The organism is [Haemophilus] ducreyi, assembly GCF_900109315.1.
Taxonomy (GTDB): Bacteria; Pseudomonadota; Gammaproteobacteria; order Enterobacterales; family Pasteurellaceae; genus Haemophilus_B; species Haemophilus_B ducreyi.
The window spans coordinates 40,404-54,045 of the sequence record NZ_FOJC01000004.1; the positions used below are offsets into that span (position 1 = coordinate 40,404).

Below are 13,642 nucleotides of genomic sequence, written 5' to 3' on the forward strand. Positions count from 1 at the left end.
GGTTAACAGAAAAATGAGTAAAGAAATTTTATTAGCCGCTGAAGCGGTATCTAATGAGAAATTATTACCAAAAGAGGCTATTTTTGAAGCACTTGAAACCGCATTAGCCATTTCTACCAAAAAGAAAAAAGGAATAGATATTGATATTCGTGTAGTCATTAACCGCAAAACAGGTGAATTTCAAACGTTCCGTCGTTGGTTGATTGTTGAACAAGTACATAATATGACGCGTGAAATCAGTTTGGCAGCGGCACAATATGAAGATCCAAATGTACCATTAGGTGATTTTGTTGAAGATGAAATAGAATCCATTCCATTCGATCGTATCACGATGCAAACTGCTCGTCAGGTAATTAGCACCAAAATTCGTGAAGCTGAACGTAATAAAGTCATTGAACAATTCCGTACGCAATTAAATTGCATTGTGACGGCAACCGTGAAAAAAGTAAATCGTGAGCAAATTATCTTAGATTTAGGCAATCAAGCAGAAGCGGTTATTGTTCGTGAAGATATGTTGCCACGCGAAAACTTCCGCCCAGGCGATCGCATTCGTGGTGTGTTATACGCAATTAAACCAGAGTCAAAAGGGCCACAACTATTTGTTACCCGTGCTAAACCGGTAATGTTAGAAGCATTATTCAAGTTAGAAGTGCCTGAAATAGGTGAAGAAGTAATTGAAATCAAAGGCGCATCACGTGATGCGGGCTCACGCTCAAAAATTGCAGTAAAATCAAATGACAAACGGATTGATCCTGTCGGTGCTTGTGTCGGTATGCGAGGTGCACGCGTACAAGCCATCAGTAATGAGCTAGGTGGCGAACGCGTTGATATTGTGTTATGGGATGATAATCCAGCGCAATTTGTGATTAATGCTATGTCGCCGGCAGAAGTCAGCCATATTGTGGTAGATGAAGATAAACGCGCAATGGATATTGCAGTAGAAACTAAAAATTTAGCCCAAGCCATTGGACGTAATGGGCAAAATGTTCGTTTAGCAACTCAATTAACTGGTTGGTCTTTAAACGTAATGACTACCGAAGATTTAAACGAGAAACATCAAGCTGAAGATAATAAAATCATTGATTTATTTGTTACATCATTACAAATTGATGAAGAATTTGCTCATCTCTTAGTTGATGAAGGCTTTTCAAGCCTAGAAGAAATTGCCTTTATCGCGGTCAATGAATTGGCAGATATTGATGGCATTGATGATGAAAATCTCGCAGAAGAATTGCAAACACGTGCTAAAGCTGCAATTACAGAAAAAGCATTAGCCGAAGAAGAAGCATTAAAACGGGCAGATATCGAAGATCGACTCTTAAATCTTGACGGCTTAGAACGCCATATTGCATTCAAATTAGCCGAAAAAGGCATTGTGTCATTAGAAGAATTGGCAGAGCAAGGAATTGATGATTTAGCCGATATCCAAGAATTATCAGCAGAAAAAGCGGGAGAATTAATTATGAATGCTCGCCAAATTTGTTGGTTTAGTTAATCGTTGTGGGAGATAAAAACAATGAGTGATAACGAAATTAAAAACGAAACACCTAAGAAATTAAGCTTACAACGCCGAACTAAAACAACCGTTGCAGATGGCAAAGTACAAGTAGAAGTACGTAAATCACGTAAAATTGATACTGCAGCGGCTAAGGCTGAACAAGCTAAATTAAAAGCTAAACAAGAAGCTGAAGCAAAAGCACAAACTGAAGCTAAAGCGCAAACAGAACAGGCTTGTACAACCAAAAAAACAATTCAACCGCCGATCATTCCAGGCAAGCAAAAAGCAATGCCAAAAACTGAAGCAAAAAAAGCAACGCCTAAAACAGAAAAAATTGTAGATGCTGAAAAAGAAGCTAAGCGAAAAGAAGAAGCGGAATTGCGTCGCAAACAAGAAGAATTAGCCAGCCAAAAAGCTGAAATGGAAGCAAAACGTGCTGCAGAAAATGCTCGTCGTTTAGCTGAAATTGCTCGTGAAGAAACGGTCGAAAATGGTGAAGAATTTGAAGATAATCGCTTTACTTCCACTTATGCTCGTGAAGCTGATCGTGATCATGACCGGCGCAGTGAAGGCAATCGTACTCGTGCAAAAGGCGGTGTAGCGAAAGCCAAAAAAGGCGGGCGAGAAGATGATAAAAATGAACGCAACTCAGATCGCCGTAATGCCAAAGATATAAAAGGCAAAAAAAGTAAGGGTAAAAAAGGTGCTTCACTACAACAAGCATTTACTAAACCAGTCCAAGCGGTTAAAACAGATGTTGTTATTGGTGAAACCATTACTGTTGCCGAGCTTGCCAATAAAATGGCGATTAAAGCAACTGAAATCATCAAAACGATGATGAAAATGGCTGAAATGGTAACGATTAACCAAGTTATTGATCAAGAAACTGCACAATTAGTGGCAGAAGAACTTGGCCATAAAGTGATTCTTCGTAAAGAAAATGAATTAGAAGAATCAGTGATGGAAGATCGCGATATTGATGCAGAGAAAGTAACTCGTGCACCGGTTGTGACCATTATGGGACACGTTGACCACGGTAAAACATCGTTATTAGATTATATCCGCAAAGCAAAAGTAGCAGCCGGTGAAGCGGGGGGGATTACTCAACACATTGGTGCATATCACGTTGAAACTGAGGACGGAAAAATGATCACGTTCTTAGACACACCGGGACACGCAGCCTTTACTTCAATGCGTGCACGGGGTGCCAAAGCCACTGACATTGTGGTTTTAGTTGTCGCGGCAGATGATGGGGTAATGCCACAAACAATAGAAGCGATTCAACATGCTAAAGCGGCCGGTGCACCATTAGTTGTAGCAGTCAATAAAATTGATAAACCTGAAGCAGATCCAAGTCGTGTGGAACAAGAATTACTCCAGTATGAAGTCGTTTCTGAAAAATTTGGTGGTGATGTACAATTTGTAGCCGTCTCTGCAAAAAAAGGAATGGGTATCGATGAGCTATTAGAAGCTATTATTTTGCAATCAGAAGTATTAGAACTGACCGCGGTCAAAAAAGGAATGGCAAGTGGCGTGGTAATTGAATCATATTTAGATAAAGGTCTAGGCCCCGTTGCAACAATCTTGGTTCAATCTGGTACCTTAAACAAAGGTGATATTGTCCTTTGTGGCTTTGAATATGGCCGCGTGCGTGCAATGCGTGATGAAAACGGTAAAGATATCAATTCAGCAGGTCCATCCATTCCAGTTGAAGTATTAGGCCTATCTGGCGTGCCATCCGCTGGAGATGAAGCGACCGTTGTTCGTGATGAGAAAAAGGCACGTGAAGTTGCCCTTTATCGTCAAGGCAAATACCGTGAAGTTAAGCTTGCGCGTCAGCAAAAAGCGAAACTTGAAAATATGTTTAGCAATATGACGGAAGGTGATGTTGCTGAATTAAATGTTATTGTTAAAGCGGACGTACAAGGTTCTGTGGAAGCAATTTGCCAAGCATTGGGTGAACTTTCTACTGAAGAAGTAAAAGTTAAAGTAGTAGGTTCTGGTGTCGGCGGAATTACAGAAACAGATGCAACCTTAGCCGCTGCGTCAAATGCGATTATGGTCGGCTTTAATGTACGTGCAGATGCCTCCGCACGTCGCGTAATTGAAAATGAAAACATTGATTTACGTTATTACTCAATCATTTATGAGCTATTAAATGAAATCAAAGCCGCAATGACGGGTATGTTACAACCTGAATTCAAACAAGAAATTATTGGTTTAGCTGAAGTGCGTGACATTTTCCGCCATCCTAAATTTGGCGCGATCGCAGGTTGTATGGTGACTGAGGGCATAATTAAGCGTAATAATCCAATCCGCGTATTGCGTGACAACGTTGTGATTTTTGAAGGTGAGTTAGATTCACTTCGTCGCTTTAAAGATGATGTGGCAGAAGTACGTAATGGTATGGAATGTGGTATCGGCGTGAAAAACTATAACGATGTAAAAGTCGGAGACCAAATCGAAGTCTTTGAAGTGGTTGAAATTAAACGCTCGATTTAATTGTGTAAAACACTCTTCACGTTCTAGTGGAGAGTATTATTTTATCATTAAGGAACAAATATGAGCAGAGAATTTAAACGTTCGGATCGTGTTGCACAAGAATTACAAAAAGAAATAGCGGTCATTTTACAGCGTGAAGTCAAAGATCCTCGGATTGGTATGGTTACCGTATCCGATGTTGAAGTGTCACGTGATTTAGCTTATGCAAAAATTTTTGTTACTTTCTTATTGGATAATGATCAAGATATTATTGCTCAAGGTATGAAAGGCTTAGAAAAAGCAGGCCCTTATATTCGCACTTTACTAGGTAAAGCCATGCGTTTACGTATCGTGCCCGAATTACGTTTTATTTATGATCAATCATTAGTTGAGGGTATGCGTATGTCAAATCTTGTTTCAAATGTAATTAAAAGCGATCAAGCAAAGCATAAAGAGGATTAATCAGTGGCTAGACCTAAAAAGAAAGGACGTGATATTCACGGTGTCTTTTTGTTAGATAAGCCACAGGGTATGTCTTCCAATGAAGTGTTGCAAAAAGTGAAACGATTTTACCAAGCCAATAAAGCAGGGCATACAGGTGCATTAGATCCATTAGCAACTGGTATGTTGCCTATTTGTTTAGGTGAAGCGACCAAATTTTCACAATTTTTACTTGATTCAGATAAGCGTTACATTGTTACTACAAAATTAGGCGAGCGAACAGATACTTCTGATGCCGAAGGAGAGCTTGTTGAAAGTCGGGAAGTTAGCCTTACTGAAAAGGATATCTTGGCAATTTTACCACAATTTACGGGTGATCTTTTACAAGTGCCCACGATGTTTTCTGCTTTAAAACATCAGGGTAAACCATTATATGAGTATGCTCGTCAAGGCATTACTATTGAGCGTGAGGCTCGCCCAATTACTATTTTTGAATTGAAATTTATTAGTTATGAAGCACCTTATTTAACATTAGACGTCCATTGTTCAAAAGGCACTTATATTCGAACTTTAATTGATGATTTGGGGGAGAAATTAGGCTGTGGTGCACACGTGGCAATATTAAGACGATTAGCCGTAGCTGATTATCCCGTTGATGCAATGATGAATTATGCGAGTTTGCAACATTTATCAGAAACAGAAGCGCTTGAAGTATTAGATGGATATCTTTTACCTGTTGATACCGCTGTGAGAAGATTTCCTAAAATTAGGCTAACCACTATGCAAACAAAAGCGATTGGTTTTGGACAACGCGTAAAATTTGATAATTTGGCACAAATTTATGGTATGGTGCGTTTGTATTCAGAAGCGGAGCTTTTTCTCGGTATCGCAGAAATAACAACAGATAATGTTATTCGACCTAATCGAATGGTAAACCTTTAATACATGACAATGTTAAGCGGTCTTTTTTCAAAAATAGTCCGCTTTTTATTTAAACAAAAATGCCCTCAATTAAGGAGGGCATTGTTTAATTAGATAATTAAATCTAAGCTTGAGTAGCTTGAATTGCCGTTAATGCAATAGTGTATACAATATCATCAACTAATGCTCCACGTGAAAGATCATTAACTGGTTTACGCATACCTTGTAGCATTGGACCAATAGAGACTAAATCAGCAGAACGTTGAACCGCTTTATACGTTGTATTACCTGTATTCAAATCAGGGAATATAAAGACAGTCGCTTTACCTGCTACTGGTGAATTAGGCGCTTTAGAACGTGCTACATCTTCCATCACCGCCGCATCATATTGTAATGGACCATCAATAATTAAATCTGGGCGCTTTTCTTGAGCAATACGAGTTGCTTCTTTTACTTTCTCAACATCAGCACCAGAGCCTGAACTACCTGTCGAATAAGAAATCATTGCGACACGTGGATCAATGCCAAATGCTTTTGCTGATTCTGCCGATTGAATCGCAATTTCAGCTAATTGTTCCGCTGTTGGATCTGGATTTACGGCACAGTCTCCATATACTAGCACTTGATCTGGTAATAGCATAAAGAAGATAGAAGAAACAATAGAGCTACCTGGTGCAGTTTTAATAATTTGCATTGGTGGACGGATCGTATTTGCGGTGGTATGTACTGCACCGGATACTAAGCCATCAACTTCTCCCGCTTCTAACATCATTGTACCCAGCACTACGGTATCCGTTAATTGCTCACGCGCGACTACTTCCGTCATACCTTTATTTTTACGTAATTCAACTAAACGAGAAACGTAGTTTTCACTCACATCTTCCGGATTAATAATGGTAATCCCTTTACCCAATACCACCCCTTGTGCTTCTGCAATACGTTGAACATCAACAGGATTCGCTAAAAGTACACATTCTGCAATGCCACGTTTCGCACATAAAGCAGCAGCTTTAATATTACGAGGCTCATCACCTTCAGGCAGTACAATACGTTTTTTCGCTTCGCGTGCATATTCTGTTAATTGATAACGGAAAGCAGCAGGAGAGAGGCGACGTACACGCGTTGCAACTTTAGATACTTCATCCACAAAGTGAGCATCAAATTGGCTTGCAACATATTCTTTAATTGCATCAATACGTCCTTTATCATCTACTGGCACTTCTAAGCTAACATTTTGTAGATTTAATGCAGTTTGCCAAGTATTTCCTTCAACACGGAATACAGGTAGGCCTGTTTCAAACGCTTGTTGACAAAGTTTGGCAACATTATGATCAATTTTATATCCACCGGTTAATAATATGGCACCAATTTCAATACCATTCATTACAGCTAAAGAAGCAGCAACTAATACTTCTGGGCGATCGGCAGAAGTAACCAATAAATTACCCGCTTTAAAGTAGTCAACCATATGCGGAATACTACGCGCACAAAATGAAACACCACGGATACGGCGAGTGTGTAAATCACCTTCATTAATAATGGCGGCATGTAAATGTTTGGCGACATCAATTGCACGAGTTGCAATTAAATCAGATTTCCATTTTATACAAGCCAATAAATTAATTGGGCTTTTAGCAAATAGTGCTTCTACTTCTGCAATATTTTGTGCACTATGTTGGAATGAATCAAAAATTTCCGTTAGATCTGGGCGAGTACGACCTGATTCATCTACAGGCGCATTAAATTTATTAATGATTACACCTAATAAGTTAGGATTATCACGACCACCAAACTCTGATGCAACCGCTTCTATACGTTCTTTTAATTGTACAGGTTTATCTGAACCGGGCGCTGCCACTAAAATAATTTCTGCATCTAATGCTTGTGCAACATCATAATTAATGCTGTTTGCGTATGAATTTTTACGCGTTGGGATTAACCCTTCAATAATAATCACTTCATTATTTTTAGACAATTGCTGGTAGCGCTCAACAATCTTTTCTAATAAAACATCTGCTTGATTTTGGCCAATTAATAATTCCGCTTCACTTAACAGAAGTGGCTCACCCACTTCTGTTGTTTGAGCAGCTTGAATAATTGAAGTAGAGCGGTCTAATTTATCTTCACCGCTAATCGGTTGAGCAATAGGTTTTAAAAAGCCAACTTTAATTCCTTTTTGTTCTAATGCATGAACTAATCCTAAGCTAACGCTTGTAAGACCAACATCAGTTGTGATTGGGATAAGAATAATCGTCCTAGACATTGTTTTTTCTTCCAATATAATCGAATACAAAACCTGCCCATAGACAGGTTTAATGCTATATAAAATATAAATTATTTAGTAATTGTTAAACGTGCAGTATCTTGCGCAATAACTAACTCTTCATTTGTTGCAATTACCATTGCAAGTGGAGAACCTTCAGCAGTAATTACGCCTTCATTACCAAAACGAGCCGCTAAGTTACGTGCATCATCAACTTGATAACCGAATAATTTTAAGTGATTTAATGTAATTTCACGCACGTGTGCTGAGTTCTCACCAATACCACCAGTAAATACAATAGCATCTAGACGTTCACCAATTACAGCCATATATGAACCTATATATTTTGCTAATCGATAGCAATATACTTCCATAGCACGATGAGCAGGCTCTTCAGTTTCATAGTTATCTTCCGCATAACGGCAATCGCTCGTAACTTCCGTTAAACCTAACAAACCTGACTTTTTAGTTAAAGTCGTATTGATTTCTTCAACAGACATGCCTAACGTATCATGCATATAGAAAATAATTGCAGGATCAATATCACCTGAACGCGTCCCCATCACTAAACCTTCTAATGGCGTTAACCCCATAGAAGTATCAATACATTCACCGTGACGAATTGCTGATACAGATCCACCGTTACCTAAGTGGCAAGTAATAACGTTAACTTTATCTTCTGCAACATTTAAGCGTTTTGCTGCTTCACGACTTACAAAATAATGACTTGTACCATGAGCACCATAACGACGAACACCATGTTCTTTATAGAATGAGTATGGTAAAGCATATAAATATGCTTGTTCTGGCATAGTTGTGTGGAATGCAGTATCAAATACCGCAACGTTTCTATCTTTTAATTCAGGGAAAATACGAAATGCTTCTTGAATACCAATTAAATGCGCAGGATTGTGAAGCGGTGCAAATTGAATGGCTTCTTCGATACCTTTTACCACTTCATCAGTAATCACTACAGAAGAAGTAAATTTCTCGCCACCGTGTACAATACGGTGACCAATAGCTCCAATACTTTGTTTTAATCCATCAGTAAGAATGTTAGAAACGATGAAGTTTAAAGCTTCAGTGTGTGCAGCACCCGCACCTAAATCTGCGTTGCCTTTTTCACCGTTAATTTTCCACTTAATACGCGCATCATCTAAATGAAAAGCTTCCGCTAAACCAGATAATTTTTCATCACCGTTTGTTGGATCTAAGATAGCAAATTTTAAAGATGAACTACCGCAATTAAGGATAAGGATTAAATTTTGAGACATGTCAAATACCTTTTTTTCTGTTTATGAAAGGATGATATAGACACACATCTTTGTGTGTGAATTCTTTTTAATATACGGAGTGTAAGGATACACTTTTCATCACTTAAAATAAATTTCTATCCAGAAATAATCAGGTAAAATTACTTAAAATTTGATTTATTTCACAAATTGCTGTTATATATTATTAAAATAAAGCTTGTTAAGCACAAATATCATAGAGTAGTGCGATTAACTAACAAGTTTTGCCTAATTTGATCAAAGTTAGTTTGACGCAATAACTTACCATCTTCAAATAACAGCTCTAATAAATCATCACTGAAATCATCCGCTGAAGTTAAACCATCAACGTAAGTATCACGAGAAAGGACTTTAACACGACCTTTTTGCGATTTTTTAAAACCATCATCGGTTTTAGGATTTTTAAAAATGGCTTTTTCTTCGCCATTAATAGTGATAGATGTCGCTTTAAGCGCAAAGCCCAACGTATCACGATTACGTTGATAGGTTTGTCCACCAACGCCAAACACAATGTTACTCGAAGCAAATCCTTTGGCTTGTAATCCTTCTAAGATCTTAAACATTTTTTCATAAGTAACACCATCACCATAAATCGCTCCAATATGTGGATTAATAACTTTATAACCTTTCCGATTAACTGTACCTCCAAAAATATCCCATAAACATTCAATGAGCCCTTTACGTTCATGCTCAGTATCAGCAGTTGGATCACCACAAATAATCGTAAAAAAGTTACCGCTATCTGGACGAATGACTAAGCGGGCATTTTCTGGCCTTGCTATAATTTCTTGCTTTAATAACGGCAAATTAACAGTAATGTTATGCCAAAAGTCTGTAGTATCTGACACAATTGACAACATATTATGCGGAAATTTTGCCATTAAATAACGAAATGTTGATAATTCATCCACACCATGTGAACTCATTACTGAATGCTCAGAAGCGGGTATAGACGTGCCAATTAGACTGCTTGAACCATAATACGCTTCAACAAAAGAGAGGGCAGGAATAGTGTCTGTACCTAAAAAAGAAGTTAAATGGCCAGCACCTGAAGTTTCTGCGGATTCTAAAGAACTCATACCACGCATTGAAAAATCATGCGACTGAAATGGTACGTGTTCTTGATTATCACAAGTTTCATTAGCAAATTTAATTAATGCTGTCCGATAAGCAAAAGCAATCGAGGCAGAAGTCATCGGCTGCCAAAGTGATACATGAATTAATGTTTCTAAATAGTTAGTAAGCCAAAAGAAATCAGAGTGTGTATTTTCAATCGTCATCACTGGAACTTTAATCGCCACCGTTTTTCCTTCAGGAATGGCTTTAATCCGGATAGGCAAATAACCCAACTCATGTAATTTTGCAATGTGTTCACCCGTATCCTCTAACTGTAAGGTTTTCTCAATAAATGCCGAGTATTCAGTCACAACATCATGTTTATCTCGAGAAAAAAAGTTATCATTAAAATAATGAATTAAATATTTAATGATAAAGGCTTGAAAACCAAATGACACCACTTGTGTTAAATAAGGCGCTTGTTCATTGCTACGAGGTGTAAATGTACTATAAATAATTTGTGAACATTCAGGATACATTATTCTATGAGATGTTTTGTAAAAATCGCATAATAATGATGGTATAGCACTAGCACGACTACTATAATTTAATAGGTTATCCATAATAATTTATTACCTTAAATCTCATACAGAAACTAAAGATTATTATATTTGTTGTTTATATAAAACAAAAGATTTTTTAACGGGCAAACCCCAAAATTAGCTCACTAAAATACCACAAAACAATTAATTCGCATAAGAATGATTGCAGATTATACAATTCGAAGTGCAGTAAAATCACCTCCTGCACGAGAATTTACACATAATCTGCTGTTATGCGACGTAGGTATTTAATATCTCATGGCTGATATAATTTTAAAAGACATCACTCCTCGCCACTTTTACGAAACAGTAAAACTCCTTAAAACGACGGATTATCACATTTATATTACATTGAATACGTTAGAAATTCGTTTCTCATATAATCATTTCGAAACCGCCGATATAACACAAATGCGCTTTGAGCAACTTGAACACGTTCGTGATTTCTTACAGCAGTTGGTTCACTCAAGTGTTCCTATTGATTTGGATGAGTTTTTAAATGCTTATCGTTATACTCCGAGACATAAGTCTTATAAACGAAAGTAACCTATCATTTAGGGGGTTATTTTCGCTTTTGAATTTGTTTAAAAAGCGAACCAAAAAAGTTCGGGAGTTCTGTTACACCCGAACTTTGATATCAAATTTGATACTAAATTCTATTTTTCAATCTTTGGATAATTCTTTTCCTTATTTCTACTTCCGTGATTTTATAAAGCTCTTTCACAGAAAAGCGTACAGTTTCTATTCCGCACTTTTCGAAAAAGGTGTCGCGCTCTTCATCTAAATGATGCTTATTTTTATGGCTACTTCCATCTAGTTCAACAATACATAATGTTTCGAAATTTTGATTGCATATTACAAAATCCACTCTTTTTTGATTTACTTTCCAAAATAGCTTTTTATTCTGATCATATTTGAAATGCTTAGGTTTAACAATGCATGAGAAGGGCACTTGCACTAAAGTGATATATTCAGGCACTGCACCCTTTATTTTAAAAAATAATTCTTTTTCCGTTCTATTAACTATTTGACATTTTCTAAAAAGTTTTCCATTCGGTAATGTATTCCTACTTTTACGTTTAAGAGATATTTTTATTACTACCCCAAAGATTAAAAATACAATCAAAAGGATTACCATGTTTTTAGGATCCATGTTTGTTTTTACTCTTTATATATTCTAAATAGTCCTCATCCTGAATGTGTTTAAGTCCTTTTTTAATTAGAATTTTTAGAATTTCCGTATCTTTTAAACTTGTTTTAGTCAGAATTACTGCTTTTACAGTTTCATCTTGTACTTTTTTCCACGTCATGTCATCTATGTGCTTACTAGGCATTTTTTTATTCCATTTTGAGATTTAGATCACAAATATTACTACCTCTTAGAAAATTAGAAATAATTTTATTGATAGCTAATATTATTAGAAATTAGAAACTAAGATTATTTTTTATTCTTTTTGTTTTTTATCATGAATTATCACATTGAATGGCTGACAATAGAACAAGATTTTGGATTCGAAATCCCTGAGTCCACACTTGCAACCATCTTTGATTTCGGCATGGGGTATACATTTAGATACAGGTGAAATGCAAGAAGGGATTAAAACAGGCAAATACAGACACAAAGGTAGCTTTTGTGATGAAGTTAGCATAAAAGTTTCTGGCTCAGTGATAAAAATGGAAGGCAACCCCAGTCGTTGGGGTAAAGTTGAGAATGTACTTGGCTTTACAGATGTCGATTCATGTGTCGCCTGTTTCAATAACATTTTATTTTCTTTGAATTTACCCCTGTTCACCCGTTGCACTGAGGTTTTCTATTTACAAGGTAAAGAGGGTGAAAAAGTTAAAAAGTTTTCTAACGGCGCAATTATTAAACGCCTGGACATCACAACAAATAAATCTGTCGGTAAAGGCAATGAGCGCACCTTTCTCAAGGCACTTTCGCAAATGCGTTATCGTAATTCTGTTGGAAGATTACACACAAACCACTGTACGGTAGATTGGTTAAGTGAAAAGGGTAATGCCAATTTAATTTACCCGAGTTGTTATATTAAACATGAAGAGATGAAGCTTCATTCTTACGACAAGATAAAAAACAAATTTGGGCAACAGGCTAAAGAGTTTCAATATTACCAAAGGGTATTTGATTACTGTTTAGAGAATGGAGTGATTAGATTTGAACAGAAGTTAAAGTCAAGGTATTTACAACGAGAGAATTTGTGTTATTGGGGTTTAAGTGATTTTTCAAAATTAAATGAAATTCAAGATGGGTTTATAAACATGTATAAAAAATTAAGCGTAAGTGAAGTGAAATTAGAAACCATTGCACAACAACTTGTTTCTCAAGGCGTGGTCGACACTTTACGTAAAGCCAATACCACTGCTTATTATGCAATGTTATGGGTCAATGGGCAGAATATTAGGTATCTCTGAGCGACAATACAAAACCCATAGAGCCAGATTACGTAAAATTGGTATTGACATTGCCAATCCTTGCGACATTGAAAAATTCCAGGCTGTTCGTGTTATTTCATGTGAACAGATTTTTGTTAAACCATTTAAAGCCCCTGATTTTTATCAATATCCAAGCAATATGCCTCAATTACGGCTAGTTGCTTAATTTATTATTTATCATTAAGGAGATTTATTTATGCGTACAGGCTTTTATATTGTTGGTAAATTGTTAGGCCAAAAGTCAACTAGTTTTACTCATCGTGAAACGGGTGAGGTTAAATACAAGCATACTATCGGCATTCAATTACAAGACCCAGATGGCTTTGGTGGCTATAACACCTTTACCCAAGATTTAAGAATTGATGAACGCTCAGTTAATCAAGGACTTTCTTCTAGCATTGAACGACTAAAAGGTAAAAATGTTATGGTGCTTGTGTTTCCACGTGAATGGGCAATGGAAGGTGGAAGAAAGGGTATCATTTATCACTTTGACGAAAACTCAGTGATTGAAGAAATCAAATGAGCGCCGAATTTATTATACAGGCAGAATTATATTCAACCTTGAACAATTGCCAACATGTCGAATTGAAATTACCACAAGCGGAACTCGCAAAACTTCAACTTGTGGCAACTTCAA

At 36.9% G+C, this 13,642-nt stretch carries 10 protein-coding genes and 1 pseudogene; 7 read left to right on the top strand and 4 right to left on the bottom strand.

Annotated features, from left to right (window positions below):
- The first annotated feature begins 13 nt into the window (after nucleotides 1–13).
- Genes nusA through truB form a run of 4 tightly spaced genes read left to right on the top strand, consistent with a single transcriptional unit; the run spans nucleotide 14 to nucleotide 5,362 of the window.
- Entirely contained in the window at nucleotides 14–1,495 is a 1,482-nt protein-coding gene (gene nusA, locus BMX01_RS03470) for a transcription termination factor NusA (RefSeq protein WP_074647770.1), read from the top strand.
- A 21-nt stretch (nucleotides 1,496–1,516) separates the two neighbouring features.
- The gene (gene infB / locus BMX01_RS03475; protein WP_064081893.1) at nucleotides 1,517–4,000 is read left to right on the top strand and encodes a translation initiation factor IF-2; all 2,484 of its coding nucleotides are present in this window, start codon (nucleotides 1,517–1,519) and stop codon (nucleotides 3,998–4,000) included.
- A gap of 60 nt (nucleotides 4,001–4,060) precedes the next feature.
- Nucleotides 4,061–4,441, top strand: coding sequence for a 30S ribosome-binding factor RbfA (gene rbfA / locus BMX01_RS03480; protein WP_074647773.1), 381 nt, complete (start codon nucleotides 4,061–4,063; stop codon nucleotides 4,439–4,441).
- A 3-nt stretch (nucleotides 4,442–4,444) separates the two neighbouring features.
- Nucleotides 4,445–5,362 carry a tRNA pseudouridine(55) synthase TruB gene (gene truB / locus BMX01_RS03485; protein WP_064083286.1) on the top strand — a complete coding sequence of 306 codons (918 nt, stop codon included), beginning with the start codon at nucleotides 4,445–4,447 and terminating at the stop codon, nucleotides 5,360–5,362.
- Between the two features lie 103 nt (nucleotides 5,363–5,465).
- On the opposite strand, the gene pta is transcribed toward truB, so the two are convergent.
- The 3 genes from pta to BMX01_RS03500 form a co-directional block, all read right to left on the bottom strand.
- Nucleotides 5,466–7,604 carry a phosphate acetyltransferase gene (gene pta / locus BMX01_RS03490; RefSeq protein ID WP_074647776.1) on the bottom strand — a complete coding sequence of 713 codons (2,139 nt, stop codon included), beginning with the start codon at nucleotides 7,602–7,604 and terminating at the stop codon, nucleotides 5,466–5,468.
- A 71-nt stretch (nucleotides 7,605–7,675) separates the two neighbouring features.
- Nucleotides 7,676–8,878, bottom strand: coding sequence for an acetate kinase (locus tag BMX01_RS03495; RefSeq protein ID WP_064081889.1), 1,203 nt, complete (start codon nucleotides 8,876–8,878; stop codon nucleotides 7,676–7,678).
- A gap of 212 nt (nucleotides 8,879–9,090) precedes the next feature.
- Entirely contained in the window at nucleotides 9,091–10,575 is a 1,485-nt protein-coding gene (locus BMX01_RS03500) for a nicotinate phosphoribosyltransferase (protein WP_064081888.1), read from the bottom strand.
- Nucleotides 10,576–10,812: 237 nt separating this feature from the next.
- On the opposite strand from BMX01_RS03500, the gene BMX01_RS03505 reads away from it, so the two are divergent.
- A complete protein-coding gene (locus BMX01_RS03505) occupies nucleotides 10,813–11,100 on the top strand; it encodes a hypothetical protein (RefSeq protein WP_064081887.1) in 288 nt (95 codons plus the stop codon).
- A gap of 103 nt (nucleotides 11,101–11,203) precedes the next feature.
- Here the strand turns inward: BMX01_RS03505 and BMX01_RS03510 are convergent, their stop codons facing one another.
- Nucleotides 11,204–11,707 carry a DUF2726 domain-containing protein gene (locus BMX01_RS03510; RefSeq protein ID WP_064081886.1) on the bottom strand — a complete coding sequence of 168 codons (504 nt, stop codon included), beginning with the start codon at nucleotides 11,705–11,707 and terminating at the stop codon, nucleotides 11,204–11,206.
- Between the two features lie 313 nt (nucleotides 11,708–12,020).
- On the opposite strand from BMX01_RS03510, the pseudogene BMX01_RS07920 reads away from it, so the two are divergent.
- Both BMX01_RS07920 and BMX01_RS03530 read left to right on the top strand, forming a co-directional pair.
- Nucleotides 12,021–13,171, top strand: a pseudogene (locus tag BMX01_RS07920) (phage/plasmid replication domain-containing protein).
- Between the two features lie 30 nt (nucleotides 13,172–13,201).
- Complete coding sequence (locus BMX01_RS03530) at nucleotides 13,202–13,528, top strand: DNA-binding protein (protein WP_010945296.1); 327 nt, start codon at nucleotides 13,202–13,204, stop codon at nucleotides 13,526–13,528.
- Nucleotides 13,529–13,642 lie beyond the last annotated feature (114 nt).

Bases quoted from the DNA above. Each gene is read 5' to 3' on its own strand.
- BMX01_RS03495 (WP_064081889.1), bottom strand. From the start codon at position 8,878: ATGTCTCAAAATTTAATCCTTATCCTTAATTGCGGTAGTTCATCTTTA.
- rbfA (WP_074647773.1), top strand. From the start codon at position 4,061: ATGAGCAGAGAATTTAAACGTTCGGATCGTGTTGCACAAGAATTACAA.
- BMX01_RS03505 (WP_064081887.1), top strand. From the start codon at position 10,813: ATGGCTGATATAATTTTAAAAGACATCACTCCTCGCCACTTTTACGAA.
- BMX01_RS03530 (WP_010945296.1), top strand. From the start codon at position 13,202: ATGCGTACAGGCTTTTATATTGTTGGTAAATTGTTAGGCCAAAAGTCA.
- nusA (WP_074647770.1), top strand. From the start codon at position 14: ATGAGTAAAGAAATTTTATTAGCCGCTGAAGCGGTATCTAATGAGAAA.
- infB (WP_064081893.1), top strand. From the start codon at position 1,517: ATGAGTGATAACGAAATTAAAAACGAAACACCTAAGAAATTAAGCTTA.
- BMX01_RS03510 (WP_064081886.1), bottom strand. From the start codon at position 11,707: ATGGATCCTAAAAACATGGTAATCCTTTTGATTGTATTTTTAATCTTT.
- pta (WP_074647776.1), bottom strand. From the start codon at position 7,604: ATGTCTAGGACGATTATTCTTATCCCAATCACAACTGATGTTGGTCTT.
- BMX01_RS03500 (WP_064081888.1), bottom strand. From the start codon at position 10,575: ATGGATAACCTATTAAATTATAGTAGTCGTGCTAGTGCTATACCATCA.